Source organism: Salinicola rhizosphaerae, from assembly GCF_014652715.1.
In the GTDB taxonomy this organism is placed as follows: Bacteria; Pseudomonadota; Gammaproteobacteria; order Pseudomonadales; family Halomonadaceae; genus Salinicola; species Salinicola rhizosphaerae.
The window spans coordinates 462700-484858 of sequence record NZ_BMZI01000001.1 but is presented as its reverse complement, the minus strand read 5'-3'; the positions used below and the strand labels follow the sequence as shown (position 1 = coordinate 484858).

General features: G+C 61.5%; 20 protein-coding genes, 1 tRNA gene and 1 pseudogene. 16 read left to right on the top strand and 6 right to left on the bottom strand.

What is annotated here, in order from left to right:
* The first annotated feature begins 343 nt into the window (after window positions 1-343).
* Window positions 344-420 (top strand) — tRNA-Pro (locus IE125_RS02140).
* Between the two features lie 142 nt (window positions 421-562).
* Here the strand turns inward: IE125_RS02140 and IE125_RS02135 are convergent.
* Window positions 563-919: a hypothetical protein gene (locus tag IE125_RS02135; RefSeq protein ID WP_189442930.1), complete on the bottom strand. Its 357-nt coding sequence runs from the start codon at window positions 917-919 to the stop codon at window positions 563-565.
* A gap of 130 nt (window positions 920-1049) precedes the next feature.
* Window positions 1050-2504 carry an SLC13 family permease gene (locus IE125_RS02130; protein WP_189442929.1) on the bottom strand — a complete coding sequence of 485 codons (1455 nt, stop codon included), beginning with the start codon at window positions 2502-2504 and terminating at the stop codon, window positions 1050-1052.
* A gap of 170 nt (window positions 2505-2674) precedes the next feature.
* Here IE125_RS02130 and cysQ point away from each other — a divergent pair, with 170 nt between their 5' ends.
* From cysQ to IE125_RS02070, 12 genes are all read left to right on the top strand, one after another.
* Complete coding sequence (cysQ, locus tag IE125_RS02125; protein WP_189442928.1) at window positions 2675-3493, top strand: 3'(2'),5'-bisphosphate nucleotidase CysQ; 819 nt, start codon at window positions 2675-2677, stop codon at window positions 3491-3493.
* A gap of 125 nt (window positions 3494-3618) precedes the next feature.
* Complete coding sequence (locus IE125_RS02120; protein WP_189442927.1) at window positions 3619-4074, top strand: DUF2489 domain-containing protein; 456 nt, start codon at window positions 3619-3621, stop codon at window positions 4072-4074.
* A 403-nt stretch (window positions 4075-4477) separates the two neighbouring features.
* Window positions 4478-5365, top strand: coding sequence for an OmpA family protein (locus IE125_RS02115; protein WP_189442926.1), 888 nt, complete (start codon window positions 4478-4480; stop codon window positions 5363-5365).
* Window positions 5366-5727: 362 nt separating this feature from the next.
* Window positions 5728-7638 (top strand): threonine--tRNA ligase, encoded by a 1911-nt coding sequence (gene thrS / locus IE125_RS02110; protein WP_189442925.1) that lies wholly within the window; start codon window positions 5728-5730, stop codon window positions 7636-7638.
* A gap of 34 nt (window positions 7639-7672) precedes the next feature.
* Complete coding sequence (gene infC / locus IE125_RS02105; protein WP_189443186.1) at window positions 7673-8212, top strand: translation initiation factor IF-3; 540 nt, start codon at window positions 7673-7675, stop codon at window positions 8210-8212.
* Window positions 8213-8304: 92 nt separating this feature from the next.
* Entirely contained in the window at window positions 8305-8499 is a 195-nt protein-coding gene (rpmI, locus tag IE125_RS02100; RefSeq protein WP_189442924.1) for a 50S ribosomal protein L35, read from the top strand.
* A gap of 38 nt (window positions 8500-8537) precedes the next feature.
* Window positions 8538-8888: a 50S ribosomal protein L20 gene (gene rplT / locus IE125_RS02095; protein WP_189442923.1), complete on the top strand. Its 351-nt coding sequence runs from the start codon at window positions 8538-8540 to the stop codon at window positions 8886-8888.
* A 141-nt stretch (window positions 8889-9029) separates the two neighbouring features.
* A complete protein-coding gene (gene pheS, locus IE125_RS02090) occupies window positions 9030-10049 on the top strand; it encodes a phenylalanine--tRNA ligase subunit alpha (RefSeq protein WP_189442922.1) in 1020 nt (339 codons plus the stop codon).
* Window positions 10050-10077: 28 nt separating this feature from the next.
* Entirely contained in the window at window positions 10078-12459 is a 2382-nt protein-coding gene (pheT, locus tag IE125_RS02085) for a phenylalanine--tRNA ligase subunit beta (protein WP_189442921.1), read from the top strand.
* 102 nt (window positions 12460-12561) lie between these two features.
* On the top strand, window positions 12562-12891 hold the full coding sequence (gene ihfA / locus IE125_RS02080) for an integration host factor subunit alpha (protein ID WP_189442920.1): 330 nt from the start codon (window positions 12562-12564) through the stop codon (window positions 12889-12891).
* 146 nt (window positions 12892-13037) lie between these two features.
* Window positions 13038-13499, top strand: a complete 462-nt coding sequence (locus IE125_RS02075) for a flavodoxin domain-containing protein (protein WP_189442919.1) — start codon at window positions 13038-13040, stop codon at window positions 13497-13499.
* Window positions 13496-13876, top strand: coding sequence for a hypothetical protein (locus IE125_RS02070; protein WP_189442918.1), 381 nt, complete (start codon window positions 13496-13498; stop codon window positions 13874-13876). Before IE125_RS02075 ends, IE125_RS02070 begins: the two co-directional genes overlap by 4 nt.
* A gap of 139 nt (window positions 13877-14015) precedes the next feature.
* Here IE125_RS02070 and ppnN read toward each other — a convergent pair whose 3' ends face one another.
* Entirely contained in the window at window positions 14016-15380 is a 1365-nt protein-coding gene (gene ppnN / locus IE125_RS02065; RefSeq protein ID WP_189442917.1) for a nucleotide 5'-monophosphate nucleosidase PpnN, read from the bottom strand.
* Between the two features lie 46 nt (window positions 15381-15426).
* Complete coding sequence (locus IE125_RS02060) at window positions 15427-15708, bottom strand: YfcL family protein (protein WP_189442916.1); 282 nt, start codon at window positions 15706-15708, stop codon at window positions 15427-15429.
* Window positions 15709-15914: 206 nt separating this feature from the next.
* On the opposite strand from IE125_RS02060, the gene IE125_RS02055 reads away from it, so the two are divergent.
* Window positions 15915-16835, top strand: coding sequence for a LysR family transcriptional regulator (locus tag IE125_RS02055; RefSeq protein WP_189442915.1), 921 nt, complete (start codon window positions 15915-15917; stop codon window positions 16833-16835).
* 201 nt (window positions 16836-17036) lie between these two features.
* Here the strand turns inward: IE125_RS02055 and gcvP are convergent, their stop codons facing one another.
* Together gcvP and gcvH are read right to left on the bottom strand one after the other, a co-directional pair.
* The gene (gene gcvP, locus IE125_RS02050) at window positions 17037-19934 is read right to left on the bottom strand and encodes an aminomethyl-transferring glycine dehydrogenase (protein WP_189442914.1); all 2898 of its coding nucleotides are present in this window, start codon (window positions 19932-19934) and stop codon (window positions 17037-17039) included.
* 89 nt (window positions 19935-20023) lie between these two features.
* Window positions 20024-20425 carry a glycine cleavage system protein GcvH gene (gene gcvH, locus IE125_RS02045; protein ID WP_189442913.1) on the bottom strand — a complete coding sequence of 134 codons (402 nt, stop codon included), beginning with the start codon at window positions 20423-20425 and terminating at the stop codon, window positions 20024-20026.
* A 364-nt stretch (window positions 20426-20789) separates the two neighbouring features.
* Here gcvH and IE125_RS19185 point away from each other — a divergent pair.
* Both IE125_RS19185 and gcvT read left to right on the top strand, forming a co-directional pair.
* Window positions 20790-20960, top strand: a pseudogene (locus tag IE125_RS19185) (sodium:alanine symporter family protein); the annotation flags it as partial.
* Between the two features lie 33 nt (window positions 20961-20993).
* A complete protein-coding gene (gcvT, locus tag IE125_RS02040; RefSeq protein WP_189442912.1) occupies window positions 20994-22106 on the top strand; it encodes a glycine cleavage system aminomethyltransferase GcvT in 1113 nt (370 codons plus the stop codon).
* Window positions 22107-22159: the final 53 nt, after the last annotated feature.

Here is a 22159-nt window from a genome sequence, read left to right as displayed (position 1 = left end):
GGCTGGGCGCCTGAATGACGTCTGCTTTCAGACGACCGCGCAAGATGTCATCCAGGAACGCGAGCGCTACTTGCCGTGAGCGGCTGGAGACATCAGATGTACGTCGAATGGGACATTGTACGCGCGATCGCTCGAATTCGGGCGTCGATCTCGGATTGCGAGTCGAACGTCCTTAGGTCCATAGGAATGAAGCCTTCTGTCGCAGCGGGCGCCGGGCCGCTAACCGTATCGCAAGCATTTGATAAAAAAGCCCAATGAAGCGCTTTTCATTTTCAAGAACGCACGGTAGTATACGCTGCGTTTTGCGGGGTAGCGCTTCTTACGAAGGGTGACCGGCAGACAGCGGAGCGTGGCGCAGCTTGGTAGCGCGCTGCAATGGGGTTGCAGAGGTCGCAGGTTCGAATCCTGTCGCTCCGACCAAAGTTTGAAGAGAAACCGCCACTTACGGGTCATGCCGAGTGGCGGTTTTTCGTTGGTCCGATTTCTCGTTGGCCCGGTTTTTCGTTGGATCGGTATTCCGGAGCCAATTTCTCGAAGCTCGCCGGCGCGGGCGAGCGAGAAATCAGTTGGGATGCTGCTCCATGTAAGTCTGCACGGCATCCATGGTCGTGTGCAGGTCGTCGCAGAAGGCCTGCGAGGGCTCGAACGACTCGCCGCTGGCGAGCTTCTGCATCTCCTGGCTGTGGTCGGAAACCTGGCCTGATTCACGAAGCCCGCGCGCCATGCTCGCCATTTCCTGCTGTGTCTTCTGTGGGTTACTGCTCTGTGACAGATAGCTGTCGATCTGCTGGGTCTGCTGGGTCACGGCCTGCTTGAGTGCGTCGGCGGAACAGGTCGGCTCTGCGGCGCTGGCCATCGCGGAGGTAGCTGCGATGGCGCCGGCCACCGTGAAGAGAAGCGTTTTCTTGAAGTCGATCAATGCGTTGCCCCGGTGAGTGAGAGGGCGTCACTATGACAGCTTCCCGGTGCGGCCTCCAGGATATCGGTCGCCGCGGCGCGGCGACCGATATCCTGGATGAAGGCTCGAATGTCAGGCCTCAACGCCGGAATCAAAGCCAGAACAGTTCGATCAGGCCAAGACAGATCAGCGTGACCAGAACCGTGCCGACCACGTTGAGAAAGAAGCCTGCACGAATCATCGACTGGATTTTCATGTGACCGGTGGCGAAGACGATGGCATTCGGTGGCGTCGCGACCGGCATCATGAACGCACAGCTGGCGGCGATGGCGGCAGGAACCGTGATCAGCAGCGGGTCGACGTCCAGAGACATGGCCAGGGCACCGAGCAGCGGCAGGAACGCCGCGGCGGTCGCGGTATTCGACGTCAGCTCCGTAAGGAAAATGATGACCAGCACGATGGCGCCGATCAACAGCAGTAGTGGTAGCGCGCCGAACACGCTGAGCTGATTGGCGATCCAGTCGGCAAGCCCCGAACCGCTGATGGCGCCGGCGAGTGCGAGGCCACCACCGAAGAGCAGCAGGATTCCCCAAGGCAGATCGGAGGCATCTTCCCACTTCAGCAGGGGCCGATAGCGCTCGTTGCCACTGGGGATGAGAAACAGGGCGACACCGGCAAGCAGGGCCACTGAAGTATCCGATAACCATTCGATGCCCCAGTCGTTGAGCAGCGGGCGAGTCACCCAGGCCAGTGCCGCCAGCAGGAAGACGACGCCGACCCGCTTCTCGGCCGGGCTGATGGCGCCGAGCTTGTCGAGCTCCTGCCCGATGACGTCACCGCCGCTCTGATCGAGCTTGAGATCGAACCCGCCACGAGTCAGCCACCACCACGCCACGACCATCATGGCGATGCTCACCGGCAAACCGATGATCATCCACTGGGCGAAGCCCAGCTCGATATTCTGCTCGCTGGAGAGATAGCCGGCGAGAATGGCGTTGGGCGGTGTGCCGATCAGCGTGGCGATGCCGCCGATACTGGCGGCGTAGGCGATGGCGAGAAGTAGCGCCGTCGCATAGCGCTTGACCTCGTCACTGCCGGTATCGGCGAACAGCGACACGACCGACATGCCAATCGGTAGCATCATGATCGCGGTCGCGGTGTTGGAGACCCACATGCTGATAAAGCCGGTCGCCAGCATGAAGCCGGCGATCTGCTGTTTGGGTTTTTGTCCGACCACGTTCAGAATGCGCAGCGCGATCCGGCGGTGCAGGTTCCAGCGCTGCATGGCGATACCCAACAGAAAGCCGCCCAGGAAAAGAAAGATGGTGGGGTTGGCGTAGCTCGCTGCGGTGCCTTTGAGATCGGCGATACCCAGCGCGGGTGCCAGAGGAATGGGCAATAGTGAGGTCGCGGGGATGGGAATGGCTTCCGTGGCCCACCAGGTCGCCAGCAGCAGGGCGAGCCCAACGCAGTGCCATGCGGCCGGTTCCATGCCAGCGGGGGCGGGTAATATCTGGGTCAGCACAACCCAGACCGGGCCGAGTATCAGGCCTACTCGTGCCGCCGTTGGCGGTCGACTCGATGCCGTTTCCTGGCTGGCTGTCATGGTGCATTCCTTATGCGGGTCGTCGAGGGAGTCGTCTGCCGTCAGTCTACGCAAGACGAAGGTCTGACTTTAGCCAGCAGCGGTTAGTCTTTGGTCTAATATCGTTGCAGTCATTGCCTCCCTTTTCTTGCTCATCGATGACCTGTCGAGCCAAGGAGTGCCAAAAATACATGTCCTTTTCTCTGGATTCCCTCTGCGAGCCCTTGACGATATTGGCGCGTGATGCCGGCGACGAGATCGAGTCGATCAGTCGCCAGGCGTTGGAGACGCGACAGAAATCCGATGACAGCCCGGTAACTGCCGCGGATCTAGCGGCACATCGCTGCCTGGTGGAAGGCCTGCCGGGGATCGGAAAGGCGGAGTGGCCGGTGCTCTCCGAAGAGTCGGCATCCGTGCCTTGGGCAATTCGGTCCGGTTGGGAGACCTACTGGCTGGTCGATCCGCTGGATGGCACCAAGGAGTTTCTACGCGGCTCCGATCAATACACCGTCAATATCGCACTGATCCACCGCCATCGTGCTGTGGTTGGCGTGATCGGCAAGCCACGGACCGGCGAGATCTGGTACGGACAGTCAGGTCTCGGCAGCTGGTATCAGCGCGGCCCACAGACGCCCTGGCAGCGGCTTCAAGTTGCCGATCGTCGGCCACCGCGCCTGGTCGTGAGCCGCTTTCACCGTGGCGAGAAGACGCGGCAACTGATTGCCGCAATACCTGATGTCGAGGTCGAAGAGCTCGGTAGTTCGCTGAAATGCTGTCGCATCGCCGAGGGGCTGGCGGATCTCTATCCGCGTTTCGGTCCCACCTGTGAGTGGGACACGGCAGCCGCACAGGCGATCGTCGAGGGGGCGGGCGGTGCGCTGGTGCGCGGGGATGACTGGAAGCCGCTGGAGTACAACCGTGGCGAGAGTCTGCTGAACCCGCCGTTCGTCGCCTGTGCCTCGCTCGACGGCGCATGGCGGGCCGGCTGGGATGCGCTGGATTCCGCATAGGCCTGTCGGCCGACGAATGATAGGCTCGCGGGATTCCTTTGATCGCATCCGGCTGGGGGCAATGCCTCCCGACAAGCGTTTCCCTCGCCGTGTGTGGCCACTCCTCTCATGTCGAGATAGGTAACATGTCGCTCCTCTTTGCTGTGATTCTGGCGGTCGTGGCGGTAATCGCTATTGCCGTCCTGTCTGTCGTCGCCCTACGCCTGTGGAGAGAGGTGCGCCGCCGTGAAGGACTGCGCGCGGCGGAAATCGAACGGGCCAATCGAAACTGCATCGAAAGCCTCGAAGCCATTTCACAGGCGATGATCGCCCGCCAGGTCGACCTGGTAGAGGGGGCACTGCGTTGCAAGGTGCTGCTGGACATCATCGACCATCGTCTAGTCGAACGGGAGTCGTGGCGGGTTCTCCAGACAGTGAGCGCAGAAGCCGAGCCATTGCACACGCATCAGGCACGAAAGGCGCTTTCGTCGCGTGAGCGACACCGCGAGGATCGCCAGCGCGAGGCGATTGCCGAGCGCCACGAACGGGATCTGGTTCGTGCCGCGAGCGCCCTGCAAGTATTCTGCCGCGATTGGTCGTGAAATCGGCTGGATAATGAATCCTACCAGCCGTGACTTGTGCCTGGCTTTTGTCGGCCGCCGGCGGTGCCATGCGGGAAAGGTGAGGGGTATATCTTCCGTGGCGAATCGAAGGCAATCTTCACGACAAGCTTTGCCAATTCGCCAAATAATGCTAAAAGTGAACAGTGTTTCCCGACACGGGTTTGCATCCCGAGCTGGAATCGACAATGCTGTTACGGAGCTGCAAAGAAAAGGGACAATGGGAACATTGACCACTGCTCGAATCGACAAGAGAGACCGTCGCCGAGAGATTTCTTTGACGTGGAGAGAGATAACATCTTTCTCTCGACGAATTCGGCTTCTATACTCGAAGCCGCTGGGTAACGCCCGTTACGACTAGCGCTGTGTTAAGAAGGAGTCTTACATGAAAAAATCAACGACTGGCTTGCTACTGGGTTCCGCTCTGGTAGTCGGCCTCTCTGGCTGTGCCAGTTCCGGCATGGAATCCACTAGCAGCTCTTCCGACCAGGCTTGGTACCAGTCGCCGTTCGTCTGCGGCATTGCTGGCGGTCTGATCGGCGGTGGTCTCGGTTACGCGACCAGCGGCGATTCCGACGAAGACACCGGCGCAGCCGTTGGTGGTGTTGCTGGCGCGACTGCCGGTGCGCTGCTGTGTGCCGACTACTCTTCGGACGTCGTCGATAGCGATGGCGACGGTGTGCCGGACGATCGTGACCAGTGCCCGAACACGCCGGCTGGCGTTGCAGTCGACGCAGTAGGCTGCCCGCTGGACACCGACGGTGACGGCGTGCCGGACTACATGGATCAGTGCCCGGGTACTCCGGCCGGCGTTGAAGTCAACGCGCAAGGCTGCCCGCTGGACTCCGACGGTGACGGCGTGCCGGACTACCAGGACCAGTGCCCGAACACGCCGGCTGGTGCCGAAGTCAACTCTCTGGGCTGTGAAGAGAGCCTCGTGCTGCGCGACGTCAACTTCGAGTTCGACTCCGCCACGCTGACCTCGACTGCCGAGACGATTCTCGACGGTATCTCCCAGAAGCTGATGGCTAGCGACACCAACTCGCTGCGCATCCGTCTTGATGGCTACACCGACTCCGTCGGTCCGGACGCCTACAACATGGATCTGTCGCAGCGCCGTGCCGAATCCGTGAAGTCCTACCTCGTGAATAAGGGCTTCCCGGCAGCGAACATCCACGCTGAAGGGCATGGTGAGAACGACCCGGTTGCTTCCAACCAGACTTCCGAAGGTCGTGCTCAGAACCGTCGCGTTGAACTGGACGAGTGGAACTAAGATAGACTCCACCGTGAACAGTTTGTCGTGATAGCAAGGGCGCCTTCGGGCGCCCTTGCTGTTTCTACCTTTCTGCTATCTTCCTGCTTTCGTTTCTCCCCGGTTCGCTAGACCTGTCGACGAAGGGGTGCTTACGTCAGTTCCTCGCCAGGCAGCGCGGCTCAGTGGAAATGGCTCTCTGCGCCTGCTACGCTGCCCAGCCTGCGTTTCGCCGCGTTCCCGCTGGCAACGCAATCTCGTAGCCGTGACTCTCTCAGGCTGGTGCGCCCGTATGCGCGCTACTACCCGGCGTCGCGGACTCCGCTATTTCATCGTTCATGTGATCCTTGGTGTGGACCACCACTGAACGTAAGGATGCTTTCATGCCTAACGTAACGCTGCCGGATGGCAGCAAGAGATCTTTCGATAATCCCCTGACGATCATGGAACTGGCCGAGTCCATCGGGCCCGGTCTTGCCAAGGCGTGTATCGCCGGCAAGATTGACGGTGTCGAGGTAGACGCCGCGGACGTCATCGACCGAGACGCGGAAGTTGCGATTCTGACGGCGCGAGACGACGAAGGTGTCGACATCATTCGTCACTCCTGCGCTCACTTGCTGGGGCACGCCGTCAAACAGCTCTATCCCTCGGCAAAGATGGCTATCGGTCCGGTCATTACCGACGGGTTCTACTACGATATCGATTTCGGGGAATCCATCTCCTCGGAGGACCTCGACAAGATCGAGGCGCGGATGAAAGCGCTGATCGATCAGGATTACGATGTCGTTCGCGAGTACGTCCAGAAGGACAAGGCGCTCGCGACTTTCACGGGTCGAGACGAGCCTTACAAGCAGGAGATCGTGGAAGGCATCCCCGATGGTGAGGCGATTCGCCTTTATCATCATCAGGAATACGTCGACATGTGCCGCGGCCCTCATGTGCCCAATACGCGACACTTGAAAGCATTCAAGCTTACCAAGCTCGCTGGGGCATATTGGCGCGGTGATGCGACGAAGCCGATGCTGACCCGCATTTACGGCACTGCCTGGGGCGACAAGAAGGCGCTCAAGGCGTATCTTCTGCGCCTCGAAGAGGCAGAGAAGCGCGATCATCGCAAACTGGCACGGCGCTTCGACTTCTTCCATATGCAGGAAGAAGCGCCGGGCATGGTGTTCTGGCACCCACGCGGCTGGACGCTCTGGCAGATTCTCGAGCAGTACATGCGCGGCGTCTACAAGAGTGGCGGCTACCAGGAAATCAAGTGCCCCCAGGTCATGGACGTCTCGCTGTGGAAGAAGTCCGGCCATTGGGACAATTACGCCGAGAACATGTTCTTCACGGAGTCGGAAAAGCGCGAGTACGCGCTCAAGCCGATGAATTGTCCGGGACACGTCCAAGTCTTCAACTCCGGGCTTCGCAGCTATCGTGAATTGCCGATACGCTACGGTGAGTTCGGCGGCTGTCATCGCAACGAGCCCTCCGGCGCCTTGCATGGCATCATGCGCGTGCGCGCCTTCACGCAGGACGATGGCCACGTTTTCTGTACGGAAGAGCAGATCGAACCGGAGGTCACGGCGTTTCACCGCCAGGCGCTGAAGGTCTACACTGATTTCGGTTTCGACGAGATTGCCGTTAAGATCGCGCTTCGCCCCGAAAAACGTCTCGGCAGTGACGAGACCTGGGACAGGGCGGAGCAGGCGCTGCGTGCCGCACTCGGCAACTGTGACGTCGAGTGGCAGGAGCTGCCCGGTGAAGGGGCATTCTATGGCCCCAAGATCGAGTACCACATGAAAGACTGCCTGGGTCGCGAGTGGCAGGTCGGCACCATGCAGGTCGATTTCATGATGCCCAGCCGTCTCGGCGCGCAGTATGTTGCCGAAGATGGCTCGCGCCAGGTGCCCGTGATGCTCCACCGCGCGATTGTCGGCTCCATGGAGCGCTTCATCGGCATTCTGATCGAGCATTATGCGGGGGCGTTGCCGCTATGGCTCTCTCCCATCCAGGCCGTGGTCCTCAATATCACCGATTCGCAGCGCGATTATGCGGAAAATGTCGTAAAACGCTTGCGTGAAGCGGGTTTCCGCGTCGAGTCGGACTTGAGGAATGAGAAAATCGGCTTTAAAATCCGCGAGCATACGCTGCAGAAGATCCCTTATCTGCTGGTTGTGGGTGATAAGGAGGTCGAATCGGGTGCCGTTGCCGTGCGCACTCGATCCGGTGAGGATCTAGGGTCACTGTCTGTCGATACGCTGCTGACGCAGCTGTCACAAACCAGTCGGCCGGATTCCCAATGAGCAGCAACGTTAATCGCCAAACGGAGATCTAACGATCAAGCGTAATAATCAGCGCGGGCGCCCTCAGGAAAAACGCGCGCCCATCAATGACCGTATTCGCGCAGACGAAGTTCGTCTCATCGATGCAGAAGGCGAGCAGGTGGGGGTTGTCCCCATGAACGAGGCGCTGGAGCGCGCCGAGGAAGCCGGCATGGATCTCGTCCAGATTTCCAACGCCGATCCGATCGTCTGCAAGATCATGGATTACGGTAAGTTCCTCTTCGAGCAGAAGAAGCAGAAATCTGCTCAGAAGAAGAAGACCAAACAGATCCAGGTCAAGGAAGTGAAATTCCGGCCTGGCACGGACGAGGGCGACTATCAGGTCAAGCTGAAAAACCTGATTCGCTTTCTCGAAGGTGGCGACAAGGGTAAAGTCACGCTCCGCTTTCGCGGTCGCGAGATGGCGCACCAGGATATCGGCCGCAAGCTGATGGAACGGATCGCCGGCGATCTCGAGGAGCTGGCCGCTGTCGAGTCCTTCCCGAAAATGGAAGGCCGACAGATGATCATGATCCTTGCGCCCAAGAAGAAGTGATCCGCGGGCAAGTCGAACGGAAAACGGTGGACGCTGCGTCCGCCGTTTTCGGCCTCGGGTTTTCTTAAAAAAACGGAGTGGAGTGATTCCTCATGCCGAAAATCAAGAGCAACAGTGGCGCCGCCAAGCGCTTCAAGAAGACCGGTAATGGCTTCAAGCACAAGCAGTCTTTCCGTAGTCACATCCTGACCAAGAAGTCCACCAAGCGTAAGCGTCAGCTGCGTGGCATGAAGCAGGTTCACGCTGCCGACAAGCAGCTCGTCAACCGCATGCTGCCCAACCTGTAAGCCCCTTGGTTATCATTCTTTAACGTCAGGAGAGAACTATGTCTCGCGTCAAGCGTGGTGTCGTCGCCCGTCGCCGTCACAAGAAAGTCATGAAGCAGGCCAAGGGTTACTACGGAGCGCGTTCGCGCGTCTTCCGCGTTGCCAAGCAGGCCGTCATCAAAGCCGGTCAGTATGCCTATCGCGACCGTCGTCAGCGTAAGCGTCAGTTCCGCGCTCTGTGGATTACGCGTATCAACGCTGCCGCGCGCAACAACGGCATGTCCTACAGCCGTTTCGTCGCGGGTCTGAAAAAGGCCGGCATCGAGATCGACCGCAAAGTGCTGGCGGATCTGGCTGTTCACGAGAAGGGAGCATTTACGGCTCTCGTCGAGAAAGCCAAGGCTGCATAAGCGAGTCTGTCGTTTGTCGACCGAGTGTCGGCAGATGTCTTGACCGATCCAGGGGAAGAGCAGCCGCTCTTCCCCTGTTTTTTTATCGCCTGCCCGCGTTGGTCGCGGGAGGCACCACGAATGACAAGCGGAGCTCGACGGATGGATCATCTTCCCGCCCTGGTCAACGAGGCAAGAGCGGCTATCGCCGCGGCCGAGGATGCCCAGACCCTCGATCAGGTGCGTGTTCGCTTCCTGGGCAAGAAAGGCGAGATCACGGCATTGCTGAAAGGGCTCGGCCAGCTGGCGCCGGAAGAGCGACCGGCGGCGGGTGAGCGCATCAACGAAGCCAAGCAGGTACTGCTGACCGAGCTCGAAACACGCAAGCAGACGCTCGAGCAGGCCGGGCTGCAGGCGCAACTGGAGAGCGAGCGTGTCGATGTCACGCTCCCTGGGCGGGGCGAGATCAACGGAGGGCTTCATCCGGTGACGCGAACGCTCGAACGCATCGAGTCGCTGTTCCAGCGTATCGGTTTCGATGTGGCGGTGGGTCCGGAAATCGAGGACGACTTCCATAATTTCGAGGCGCTCAACATCCCCGCGCATCATCCGGCGCGCGGGATGGCGGACACCTTCTATTTCGACGCCCAGCGTCTGCTTCGAACGCACACCTCGCCAGTTCAGGTCCGTGCCATGCAGTCGCAGGAGCCGCCGATTCGCATCGTCTGTCCCGGGCGCGTCTACCGCAGCGACTCGGATCTGACCCACACGCCGATGTTTCATCAGGTCGAGGGGCTGCTGGTCGACGAGCATGTCAGTTTTGCCGATCTCAAGGGAACGATCGAAGACTTTCTGCAGGCCTTTTTCGAGCGTGATGACCTGAAAGTGCGCTTCCGTCCCTCGTATTTCCCGTTCACGGAACCCTCCGCCGAGGTCGATATCCAGTGTGTCATGTGTCAGGGCGAGGGGTGTCGCGTCTGTTCGCATAGCGGCTGGCTGGAAGTGCTGGGCTGCGGAATGGTGCATCCCGAGGTATTTCGCCACTCCGGCATCGACAGCGAACGCTACACCGGCTTCGCGTTCGGTATGGGCGCGGAGCGACTGGCGATGCTGCGCTACGGCGTCAACGATCTGCGCTTGTTCTTCGAAAACGACCTACGTTTCTTACGCCAGTTCAATTGAGCCCTTCGCCCGGTCAAGGAGTAGCGAGATGAAGTTTTCTGAAGCGTGGCTGCGCGAGTGGGTTTCCCCGGCACTGGAAACGCAGGCATTGGCCGATGCGATCACCATGGCGGGTCTGGAAGTCGACGCCATCGGCAGTGTTGCGGAGTCGTTCAGCGGTGTCGTGGTGGCCGAGGTCATCGCCAAGGCGCCACATCCCGACGCTGACAAGCTCAACGTCTGCCAGGTCGAAGACGGTAGCGGTGAGCCCGTGCAGGTCGTCTGCGGGGCCCCTAACGTGGACGTGGGTCAGAAGGTGCCGTTTGCGCGTGTCGGTGCCGTTCTGCCCGAGAATTTCAAGATCAAGAAGGCGAAGCTGCGTGGCGTCGAGTCTCGCGGCATGATCTGCTCTGCCTCGGAGCTGGGGCTCGAGGAAGGGCGCTCGGCGGGCATTTTCGTGTTGCCCGCCGACGCGCCGACGGGGCAGGATTTCCGCGACTGGATGGCACTGGACGACGCCACCATCGAAGTCGACTTGACACCCAATCGTGGCGACTGCCTGAGTATTCGCGGCATGGCTCGCGAGGTCGGCTGCGTGACGGGTAACAAGGTCATCGAGCCCTCGATTGCGCCCGTCGTGGCCCGCAACAACGCGCAGTTCCCGGTAACGGTGAGCGATGGCGAGGGCTGCCCGCGCTATCTGGGTCGCGTGATCAAGGACGTCGATATCAGCGCGCAGACGCCGCTGTGGATGCAGGAGCGCCTGCGCCGCAGCGGCATTCGCAGTATCGACCCGGCGGTCGATGTCACCAACTACGTCATGCTCGAGCTGGGTCAGCCGATGCATGCGTTCGATCTCGATGTGCTGGAGGGAGGCATCGAGGTGCGCCGAGCACACGCCGCCGAACGCTTGACACTGCTGGATGGCCAGGAGGTCGAGCTCGACGAGCGCACGCTGGTGATCGCCGATCGTCAGCGTGCACTTGCCATTGCCGGCGTCATGGGCGGCGAGGCCAGTGGCGTCAGTGCCAAGACACGTCATCTGTTCCTGGAGGCGGCCTTCTTCTCGCCGCTGACGGTCGCGGGCAAGGCACGCGAGTTCGGTCTCCATACCGACGCCTCTCACCGCTTCGAGCGTGGCGTCGATCCAGAGATCACCCGGAACGCGATGGAGCGGGCGACCGAGCTGTTGATGGCAATTGTCGGCGGTAGCCCGGGGCCGATCTCCGAGGCGCGCCAGCCGGAATGTCTACCCCAGCGCAAGGATGTCGTGCTGCGTCGCGAGCGGCTCAGCGCATGCCTCGGCGTGCGCCTTGCCGACGAGGACGTTCAGCGCATCTTCCGCTCGCTGGGCATGACCAGTTCGGCGCCTGGCGACAGCTGGCACGTCAAGGTGCCCAGCTGGCGTTTCGACGTGGCGATCGAGGAGGACCTGATCGAGGAGGTCGCTCGCATCCACGGCTACAACCTTCTGCCGGTCCGTCGCCCGGCGGCGCGCCTGGCTTTGAGCGCCGATCACGAGGCGACACAGCCGCTCAGTCGTCTGCGTCGTCATCTGGTGTCGCGCGGTTATCAGGAGGCGATCACTTACAGCTTCGTGTCGCCTGAGCTGCAGGCGCTGCTGCAGCCGCAGGCAGTTTCGCCGACGCTGGCCAATCCGATCTCGTCGGATATGTCGGTGATGCGTCACAGCCTGTTTCCGGGGTTGCTCAAGGCGCTGATGCACAATCTCAATCGTCAGCAGACTCGCGTTCGGCTGTTCGAGTCCGGGTTGGTCTTCCAGGGCGGGCTCGACGAGTTGGTGCAGACCTCGATGGTGGGAGGACTGATCTGCGGTCCACGCCAGATCGAGGGATGGTCGGCGATGCGGGATACGGTCGATTTCTTCGATCTGAAAGGCGATCTCGAGAGTCTCATGGCGCTGGGGGGGCAGAGCGACGCCTGGCGATTCGCGGCCGAGACGCATCCTTCGCTGCACCCGGGACGCTCGGCCCGCGTCTACCGTGAAGGCAAGCCCGTCGGCTGGCTGGGGGCGCTCCATCCGAGCGTGCGCGCCGAGCTCGGCCTCAAGCCGGAGGTCTATCTGTTCGAGGTCGAGCAGGCTGCGCTTGCCGAGGGCAGCGTGCCCAGCTTCAAGCCGCTGTCACGGTATCCGGAAGTTCGCCGTGACCTGGCCTTCGTGGTCGAGGACTCGGTTGCCGTTGCCGACCTCATGGAGCGGATTCGTGCGGAGGCCGGAGCGTGGTTGACCCAGTGGCAACTCTTCGATGTCTATCAGGGCAAGGGCGTGCCGGACGGACACAAGAGCATCGCCCTGGGCTTGACCTGGCAGCATCCTTCGCGCACTCTCAATGACGAAGAAATCAATCAGTTAATCGATGCAGTGATAGGGCGGGCACAATCGGATTACGGTGCCGTGCTGCGAGGTTGACCGGATTGACCGAGAGGATCGGTCGAGATGCCGGCGTCATTGATGTCGATAGGCATCCGGCCGATCGTCGATCTGTCATCCTGTGCGAGGGGAGCGACCAACATGGGTGCGCTGACGAAAGCTGAACTGGCGGAGCATCTTCACACGGAACTGGGATTCTCCAAGCGAGAAGCCAAGACCATGGTGGAGACGTTCTTCGAGGAGATCCGGGGCTGCCTGCGCGAGAACGAACAGGTGAAGCTATCCGGGTTCGGCAATTTCGATCTGAGAGACAAGCGTGAGCGCCCTGGCCGCAACCCGAAGACCGGCGAGGAGATTCCCATTTCGGCACGGCGAGTCGTGACGTTTCGGCCGGGGCAGAAGCTCAAGGCTCGGGTGGAGAACTTCGACGGTGAGCTTCAGGAAGGCGATCTTCACGACGACGATTTCTAGGTTTCTCTGCGTGGTGCCGTGCACCCATGACCGGGGTTCGCCTGGTTGATACGTTCCGCCCGTCGGCCACGCCGGCGGGCGGTTTCGTTTCGACACCATCGACGGTGTGCTAAGCTCGCGCGCACATGAACTGCTGACCGAGCGTTATGCCCACACTCAAGATTTTCGTCGGCACCGTCTATGGCGGCGCCCTGGACGTGGCCGAGCAGGTAGCACCGCTGTTCGAGCAGGCTGGCTACCGTGTCACGGTGCTGGAACAGCCGACCCTGACCGATCTCGTCGATGACATGCCGGACCTGGCGCTATTCTGTCTATCGACGACCGGAAGCGGCGACTTCCCGGGGGATCTCGTTCCCTTCGTTCGTGATCTGAAAGCCCGGACACCAAGCCTTGCCGCGCTTCGCTATGGTTTGATCGCCCTGGGTGACAGCTCCTACGGTGACACCTTCTGCGGTTCCGGCCGCGCGCTGGATGCCATTCTCGAGGATCTCGGCGCGCAGCGTCTTGGAGAGCGGCTCGAGGTCGACGCCATGGAGACCTTCATGGCCGATGATGCGGCGTTGCCCTGGGCCGAGGCCTGGATTGCCGATCAGAACTTGACGGTATGAGCGGGCCCCCATCGGCGCGAGCGCTGACGGCAACGCGTTTCAGCACTTTGGCCGGGCTGTGGCTCGTGATGCTGCTGTCGCTGCCGCGCTATTGGCTGATCCATGACGAGTCGCGGCTGACGCTGCTGGCGGTTCTGCTCGTCGCGGTGGCAGTCGCATTGGGTGGTTTCTGGCGCGTGATGGCAGGAGCCGAGCGAGCGCTATGCCCCAAGGCCCTTCGCGGTTTGATCATCTCTCTGGTGGCTGGGGTATTGGCCATGTTCGCCTGGCAATGGTCACGCGGCGCGCCACCGCCAGGGATCATCACACTGTCCCAGGGGGCGGCATTCGGTCTGCTGATCCATGTGGTGGCCAGACTCTGGAAGAGGCGGCGGTGATCCGGGCCTGACTTGACTGATCGGGCAGGGCGGACTGGCACCGTGAATCGAGACGACAGCGGCGAGCTCATGACTCGCCGCTGTCTTTACTTCATACCCTTGGGCTTCACTCCCTCTGGTTTCACTCCCGGCGGATAGGTCAGGCCAGGGTGTAGCATGGCACATAGTCGCTGCCCGGAAGTTTCATTCGACCTTGAGCCACGAAAGAGGTCAGCAGCGCATCCAGGCGCGCCATCAGTTCGGGTTCGGCGTTGAGCCGAAACGGTCCCTTGGCGGCAATCGCGCGAACGCCCGGCTCCTTGACGTTGCCGGCGACGATGCCGGAGAACGCGCGGCGCAGATTGGCGGCGAGTTCGTGGTTCGGCTGGTCATGGTGAAGCGCGAGCGCGGCCATGGCCTCGTGGGTAGGCTCGAACGGTTGCTGGAAGCCTCGCTCGATGTTGAGACGCCAGTTGAAGTAGAAAGCGTCGTTCTGCTCCCGGCGGAACGCTGCGACTTCGCCAATGCCGTCCCGCATCAGTCGCGCCACGCTGACCGGATCGTCGATCACGATGCGGTAGTGGCGGCGTACCGCTTCACCGAGCGTGTAGCAAAGAAACTCGTCGATGCGCTGGAAGTAGTCTCGAGCGCTCTCCGGGCCGGTGAAGATGACCGGGAACGGCACGTCGCAGTTGTCCGGATGCATCAGAATGCCGAGCAGATACAGGATCTCTTCGGCGGTACCGACGCCACCGGGGAAGACCACGATGCCATGACCGACACGAACGAACGCCTCGAGGCGCTTCTCGATGTCCGGCATGATCACCAGTTCGTTGACGATTGGATTGGGCGATTCGGCGGCGATGATCCCTGGCTCGGAAATGCCGAGGTAACGATTGCCGCGGCGGCGCTGCTTGGCGTGTGCCAGGTTGGCGCCCTTCATCGGCCCCTTCATGGCGCCCGGGCCGCACCCGGTACAGATGTCCAGTCCGCGCAGCCCCATGTGATAGCCGACGCCCTTGGTGTAGTCGTACTCTTCCCGGCTGATCGAGTGACCACCCCAGCACACGACCATGCTGGGCTCGTGCGCGGTCCGCAGCGCGCTGGCATTGCGCAGAATATGGAAGACGGCGTTGGTCGCGCCTTCGTTGGTGTCGAGATCGAACTTGGGATTGTTCTGGATTTCGTTGTAGACGTAGACGATATCCCGCAGCACGGCGGAGAGCTGCTCGCGCACCCCGCGAATCATGCGGCCGTCGACGAAGGCGCAGGCGGGTGCGTGAGTCAGCTTGAGCCGGATGCCGCGATCCTGTTGAAGGACCTCGATATCGAAGTCTCGGTACGTCTCCATTACCGCCAGGCCATCATCGGTCGGGGTGTCGCAGTTGAGAATCGCGAGTGCACAGCGGCGCACGAGATCGTGCAGACCGCTGACCGAAGTATCGCGCAGGCGATTCACCTCGGACTGCGAGAGGACTTCGAGACTCCCCTCGGGGGAGACGATGGTGGATAACGTCTCGGGCATTGACGGCTTCCTCATGCAGACGGATAAAAATCGAAGAGGGGGCAGGTCACGCGGCTGCGGTCGCTCGCCGCCATAGCGCGGCGATCTGTTCACGATCGCCCTCGCTCATGCTGTCCTGGGCGAAGGTGCCTTCGAGCCATTCCCAGTAGGTGGCGTCGAAGTCCTCGGCGTCGACCTCGGCGGGGTCGTAATCGGCCATCTCCTGCACGAGGCCGATCTGCGGGATCATGTAGCCGAGCGCGAAGAGCTCGTCTTCCTCGGCGTTCTGTTCCATCGTGAGAAGCGTTTCCTGGACCGCCTGGGCACGCTGGGCGAAAAGGTCTGTCATAACGCGTTTCAATCCTGGTGAAGAGCGCCGTCATCCTAACACGGGCCGGATACCCACCGCAGGCGGCGTAACGCCGTGCGCGCGGGAACATAAATTGTTATGATTCGAGATCCCTAAGGCCACAATGAGGCGTTATCGTGCAGCCCGTTCCCGGCGCTGGCGTGATCCGTCTTGATTGCCGTAAAGCGTGAGTGACCCGCGTTTCCATGTTCAACGCCCAGTATTTCAGAACCTACATGATGCTCGTCGAGACGGGCAGCTTCACGCAGACGGCGCGTAAGCTGGACATGACCCAGCCCGGCGTCAGTCAGCACGTGCGCAAGCTCGAGGAGTATCTCGGGCGCTCGCTGCTCAATCGTCACGGGCGACGTTTCTCGCTGACCGACGCGGGCCGGCGCGCCTACGACTACGCCGTCAAGCTTTTCGCCGAGCATGAGCACTTTCGACACTCCCTCGATGACGACTCCCCGGACAGCGGGGAGTGCCGGATCGCGTCGCCCGGCAGCGTCGGCTTGATGTTTTACCCCTTTCTGCTGGGCTACCAGCAGATGCATCCTGGCCTGACGGTCAACTACAGTTTTGCGTTCAACCAGGAGATTGCCCAGGACGTAGTCGCCGGGCGCTACGACGTCGGGATCGTCACCGACGTCAGCAAGCACCCGGATCTCAGCTACGAAGCGTGGCATCAGGAGCCGCTCGTTCTAGTCGTGCCCGCTGATTTTACCGGTACCACGTTCGGGGAGCTGGTCGCGCTCGGTTTCGTCAATTACACCGATGGCAATACCAATGCCAGTCTGGTGCTGAGAAGCAATTTCGGGAGTGAGTTCCGCAGCATGAGCCACTTCCCGAGACAGGGATTCACCAACGAAGTGGGGCAGGTGCTCGACGCCGTGGCGCGCGGACTGGGCTTCACCGTGGTCTCGCGTCCGGTGCTCGAGACATCGCCGTGGCAACGTCAGGTCAAGGAGTTGCCGCTGACCCAACCCGTTCACGAGACGCTTCACCTGGTCTCGCGAACCGACGTCGAGCTTCCCAAGCGTTACCGACAGTTGCTGGAGTCCTTTCGACAGCAGCGACTCAACGCCCTTTACGGCTACAGCGAACTGCCTTCGATGGATTCGGCCTGACGCCTCGCGCGCGTGGTCGGCGTTCGAAGCCGGCTAAGCGTTCGAAACTGGCGAGGTGTTCGAACAAGCGAGGTGCTCGAAACCCGAAAGAGGCTGGAGCCATGTTTCGTCCCTACCGTGAATGACAACGGCCGCTCCAGGAGCGGCCGTTGTCGTCTCGGCAGGGATGAACCCTTCAAGCGTCTCTGCAGGGATAAGCCTTCAAGCGTCTCGGTAGGCGTCGATCGGCGGGCAGCTGCAGATCAGGTTGCGGTCGCCGAAGACGTTATCCACCCGGTTGACCGCCGGCCACACCTTGGCGTCTCGCACGGCCTCCGAGGGGAAGGCGCCAAGCTCGCGTGAGTAGGGGCGGCTCCACTCGGCATCCATCAGGTCGGACATGGTATGCGGAGCCATTACCAAGGGGTTCGCTGTCTTGTCCCACTCACCGGATTCGACGCGGCCGATTTCCCGGCGAATGGCAATCATTGCCTCGCAGAATCGGTCCAGCTCATAGAGAGATTCGGACTCGGTGGGTTCGACCATCAAGGTGCCAGCGACCGGGAAGGACATTGTCGGCGCATGGAAGCCATAGTCCATCAGTCGCTTGGCGATATCCTCCTCGCTGATGCCGGAGGCCGCCTTGAGCGGGCGCATATCCAGGATGCACTCGTGCGCGACGGTGCCATTGGCCCCGCGATAGAGCACGTCGAAATGACCCTCGAGGCGTTTGGCGACGTAGTTCGCGTTCAGGATCGCAAGCTCGGTCGCCTCGCGCAGGCCGCGCGCGCCCATCATCTTGATGTAGGCCCAGGAGATCGGCAGGATCGAGGCGCTGCCGTAAGCGGCGGCCGAGACCGCGCCTGAGTCGGGCTCGATACCGTCCTGCGGTGTCATCACGTGATTGGGCAGATGGGGTGCCAGATGCGCCTTCACACCAATCGGGCCCATACCCGGGCCGCCGCCGCCGTGTGGGATGCAGAACGTCTTGTGCAGATTGAGGTGGGAGACATCGCCACCGTAGTCACCGGGGCGGCACAGGCCAACCTGCGCGTTCATGTTGGCGCCGTCGATATAGACCTGGCCGCCGTTGTCGTGAACGATCTGGCACGCCTGGCGAATATTGGCCTCGAAGACGCCGTGCGTCGACGGATAGGTCAACATGATGGCCGACAACGTATCGCGGTGCTGACTGGCCTTCGCCTGGAGGTCTGCAATATCGATATTGCCTTCGCGGTCGCACTCGACCACGACGACCTTCATCTGCGCCATCGCTGCCGAGGCCGGGTTGGTGCCGTGTGCAGAGCTCGGGATCAGGCAGATGTCGCGCTCGTCCTGACCCACGGCTGCCTGATAGCGACGAATGGCCACCAGGCCGGCGTATTCGCCCTGAGCACCGGAGTTCGGCTGCATGGAGATCGAGTCATAGCCCGTGATCTCGGTCAGGAAATCGCTGAGCTCGGTGATCATCTGGCGGTAGCCGGTCACCTGATCGTTCGGGGCAAACGGGTGAATGCTGGCGAACTCGGGCCAGGTGATCGGAATCATCTCGCTGGTCGCGTTGAGCTTCATGGTGCAGGAGCCCAGCGGAATCATGGCGTGTGTCAGCGAAAGGTCGCGGTTCTCCAGCCGCTTGAGATAGCGCAGCATTTCGGTCTCGCTGCGAAAGCGCTGGAAGTTGGGGTGCGTCAGGAATTCGCTGGCCCGACGGTAGGCGGTGGGAATACCGCTGCTGTCACCCGCCAGTGCCTCGCGGTCCAGTTCGCTGACCGAGAGGCCATGCTCTTCGCCGATCAGCACATCGAAGAGTTCGCCCAGATCCGCCGCCGTGGTCGTCTCGCTCAGACTGACGCCGACCTCGCCGTCGGCCGGGTAGCGTAGATTGATCTCGCGGGTCAGGGCGCGGCCCTGAATGCGATGGGTATCGACCCCGACTAGCGTCAGCGTATCGAACCAGGTGTCGTGTTTCAGCGCGATACCCTGTCGTGTCAGGCCGTCCGCCAGCAGGGTCGTCAGACGATGCACGCGCGCCGCGATCGTCCTGAGCCCTTCGGCGCCATGATAGACCGCGTAGAAGCCGGCGATATTGGCGAGCAGCGCCTGGGCGGTGCAGATGTTGGATGTCGCTTTCTCGCGGCGTATGTGCTGCTCCCGGGTTTGCATTGCCATGCGCAGGGCCGGCCGACCGCGACTGTCCTTGGAAACGCCGATGACGCGCCCCGGGAGCGAGCGCTTCAGAGCGTCGCTGGTCGCGAAATAGGCGGCGTGAGGGCCGCCATAACCCATCGGTACGCCGAAACGCTGAGAGTTGCCGAAGACGATATCGGCACCCATCGCACCGGGTTCCTTGAGCAGGACCAGGCCGAGAAGGTCGGCAGCGACACAAGTCATTACGCCGTTGCCCTTGGCGGTAGCGATGGCGGTTTCGAGCGGATGAATCTCGCCGCTGACGCCGGGATATTGCAGCAGAGCGCCGAAGACATCTGCCTCGGCAAGCGCTTCCAGCGGTCCGACGATCAGCTCGAAGCCCAGATAGGCGGCGCGCGTGCGCAGCACGTCGAGTGTCTGCGGCAGTACGTCGTCGGCCACGAAGAAGCGCTCGCTCTTGTGCTTCTTATTGGCGCGGCGACACAGCGCCATCGCTTCCGCCGCGGCGGTCGCCTCGTCGAGCAGAGAGGCGTTGGCGATGGGCATGCCGGTGAGATCCATGACCATCTGCTGGAAATTCAGCAGGCCTTCCAGACGTCCCTGCGCGATCTCGGGCTGGTAAGGCGTATAGGCGGTGTACCAGCCGGGGTTCTCGAGCACGTTGCGCTGGATGACCGCGGGAAGATGTGTCGGATGATAGCCTTGCCCGATGTAGCTCTTGAATACCTTGTTCTGACGGGCCAGCCCGCGCAGATAGTCGAGCGACTCGGATTCGCCCCGCGGGCCATCCAGGTTCAGCTCGCCTCGCAGACGAATATCATCGGGGATCGTCTTGTCGACGAGAGCGCCGATTGACGGTGCGTCGAGCGCCTCGAGCATCCTGGCGACATCCTGGCGGCTGGGGCCGTTGTGACGCTGCAGGAAGTCGTCGTGATTGGCGAGTTCAGTCAATGGACGCGTGTCGATAGACATAAGGTATCCAGCGGGGTTGGCAAAAAAGGGAGCGGGCCACCGAGCGCTTCGTGCCCGGCGGCCGAGTCGATCATTCGACGAGCGTCGTGTCAGTCGTCCGACGTTTCCGCGGCAACCAGCTCCTTGTAGGCGTCGGCCGACATCAGCGATTCCAGGTCACCCTGATCGGCAAGCTGGAGCTTCAGAATCCAGCCATCACCGTACGGCGAGTCGTTGACGGTTTCGGGACTGTCTTCCAGAGCCTCATTGACTTCGACGATCTCGCCCGCCAAAGGCGCATAGAGATCCGATGCCGCCTTGACGGATTCGATCACGCCGAACTCGTCGCCGGCGTCCAGCTCGCGTCCGGCTTCGGGCAGTTCCACGAAGACGACGTCGCCAAGCGCTTCCTGGGCGTGGTCGGTAATGCCGACGGTCACCGTACCGTCGCCATTATCCTGGACCCATTCATGGCTATCGGTGTAGAGCAGATTGCTGGGGATGTCGCTCATGCTGTTTCCTATACGAAACGGGTTTCTGTATGGGGATTTTGGTGCGCATTATGCACGAATGCGTCGCTGATTGGCATAGCTGACGCGAGTCAGGTTCGCGTAGCGTGCGTTCACCGCTTCTAGGTTGATCCGATATCTTGCGGGCGTCCAGTGTCCAGGCCAATCTCGTTGCGATTAAGGGCTCCGCGAGCGATGGGTAGCGGTACTCGGCAGTGGACATGGCCGTTCTGACGGCTTGGACGAGCATCACCGCCAATCACCGCGAGGGTCTTGGTGGCGAGGGACTGCGTATCTGGAAACGAGTTTCTTATCGGAAACTAGTTCCTATTGGAAACACGGTGACCGTGGGCTAAGGTGGCGTTCGCTGGACTTCATCGGGCGGGTAGCGGATACCTTCAATGCGATGATGACGACCCCCGACCTGATCACGCTGGCGCTGCTCTCGCCGGGAGTATTCAAACTGATGCGAGATCATTTGGCCGGCAGCGCGGTCTTGCCAGGTGAAGCGCTGGAAGGCGACGGCAGAGGCGCGTAATTTTCAAATCAACCATCGACCCGGAGACCCACCATGTCCGAGCTCTATCAGACCCCGCTGTTCGCGCTTCATCACTCTCTTGGCGGCAAGATGGTGCCTTTCGCTGGTTACAGCATGCCGGTGCAGTATCCACTCGGTGTCAAGAAAGAGCACGAACACACGCGGCAAGCCTGCGGACTTTTCGATGTCTCTCACATGGGCCAGGTGAGAGTGACCGGGCCCTCGCCAGCCGCCGCGATGGAGACCCTGGTAACGGCCGATGTCGTCGGCCTGCCGGAAGGGGGGCAACGCTATGCGCTTTTCACCAATAGCGAGGGCGGTATTCTCGACGATCTGATGATCGTCAACCACGGCGACTCGCTTTATGTCGTCGTCAATGCCGCTTGCAAGGATCAGGATGTCGCGCTGATGCGCACCGGGTTAGGGTTCGAGCATGAGGTCGAGATTCTCGATCGGGGGCTGCTCGCGCTGCAAGGGCCCCAGGCGAGTGAGGTCATGCGGCGGCTCTGCCCGGCAGCCTGCGAACTTCGGTTCATGCAGCATGCCCGTTTCGACGCGCTCGATGGGGAGATCTGGGTCAGCCGCAGTGGCTACACCGGCGAAGATGGTTTCGAGATATCCGTTCCCGCGGCGGACACCGAACGCCTGGCGCGCTGGTTTCTCGATCAGCCCGAGGTCGAGCCGATCGGTCTCGGTGCTCGCGACTCGTTGCGGTTGGAGGCGGGGCTTTGCCTGTATGGCCACGATCTCGACGAGACGACGACACCGGTCGAAGCCAGTCTCTCCTGGGCAGTGGGCAAATCACGCCGTCTCGGTGGCGAGCGAGAAGCGGGATTTCCGGGCGCCGACATTGTCCTGCATCAAATGCAGGCCAAGGACCATCGTCGTCGCCGGGTCGGGCTGATAAGCGAGGGGCGCGCACCGGTCCGCGAGGGCGCCAGACTGTTCGGCGCGGATGATCGCGAGATTGGCGTGGTGACCTCCGGCAGTTTCGGCCCCAGCCTCGGCGCGCCGATCGCCATGGCATACGTATCGGTCGAGCATGCCGAAAAGGGTACGACGCTCTACGCCGACGTTCGTGGCAAGAAACTACCGATGACGGTCAGTGCGATGCCGTTCGTCGAGGCGCGCTACTACCGCGGCTAACGAGGCTCATGACTCGGGCGAGACGGGCGTTAATTTATACCGTTATCTTGTGA

Bases quoted from the DNA above. Each gene is read 5' to 3' on its own strand.
- IE125_RS02130 (WP_189442929.1), bottom strand. From the start codon at position 2,504: ATGACAGCCAGCCAGGAAACGGCATCGAGTCGACCGCCAACGGCGGCA.
- cysQ (WP_189442928.1), top strand. From the start codon at position 2,675: ATGTCCTTTTCTCTGGATTCCCTCTGCGAGCCCTTGACGATATTGGCG.
- IE125_RS02120 (WP_189442927.1), top strand. From the start codon at position 3,619: ATGTCGCTCCTCTTTGCTGTGATTCTGGCGGTCGTGGCGGTAATCGCT.
- IE125_RS02115 (WP_189442926.1), top strand. From the start codon at position 4,478: ATGAAAAAATCAACGACTGGCTTGCTACTGGGTTCCGCTCTGGTAGTC.
- thrS (WP_189442925.1), top strand. From the start codon at position 5,728: ATGCCTAACGTAACGCTGCCGGATGGCAGCAAGAGATCTTTCGATAAT.
- rpmI (WP_189442924.1), top strand. From the start codon at position 8,305: ATGCCGAAAATCAAGAGCAACAGTGGCGCCGCCAAGCGCTTCAAGAAG.
- rplT (WP_189442923.1), top strand. From the start codon at position 8,538: ATGTCTCGCGTCAAGCGTGGTGTCGTCGCCCGTCGCCGTCACAAGAAA.
- pheS (WP_189442922.1), top strand. From the start codon at position 9,030: ATGGATCATCTTCCCGCCCTGGTCAACGAGGCAAGAGCGGCTATCGCC.
- pheT (WP_189442921.1), top strand. From the start codon at position 10,078: ATGAAGTTTTCTGAAGCGTGGCTGCGCGAGTGGGTTTCCCCGGCACTG.
- ihfA (WP_189442920.1), top strand. From the start codon at position 12,562: ATGGGTGCGCTGACGAAAGCTGAACTGGCGGAGCATCTTCACACGGAA.
- IE125_RS02075 (WP_189442919.1), top strand. From the start codon at position 13,038: ATGCCCACACTCAAGATTTTCGTCGGCACCGTCTATGGCGGCGCCCTG.
- IE125_RS02070 (WP_189442918.1), top strand. From the start codon at position 13,496: ATGAGCGGGCCCCCATCGGCGCGAGCGCTGACGGCAACGCGTTTCAGC.
- ppnN (WP_189442917.1), bottom strand. From the start codon at position 15,380: ATGCCCGAGACGTTATCCACCATCGTCTCCCCCGAGGGGAGTCTCGAA.
- IE125_RS02060 (WP_189442916.1), bottom strand. From the start codon at position 15,708: ATGACAGACCTTTTCGCCCAGCGTGCCCAGGCGGTCCAGGAAACGCTT.
- IE125_RS02055 (WP_189442915.1), top strand. From the start codon at position 15,915: ATGTTCAACGCCCAGTATTTCAGAACCTACATGATGCTCGTCGAGACG.
- gcvP (WP_189442914.1), bottom strand. From the start codon at position 19,934: ATGTCTATCGACACGCGTCCATTGACTGAACTCGCCAATCACGACGAC.
- gcvH (WP_189442913.1), bottom strand. From the start codon at position 20,425: ATGAGCGACATCCCCAGCAATCTGCTCTACACCGATAGCCATGAATGG.
- gcvT (WP_189442912.1), top strand. From the start codon at position 20,994: ATGTCCGAGCTCTATCAGACCCCGCTGTTCGCGCTTCATCACTCTCTT.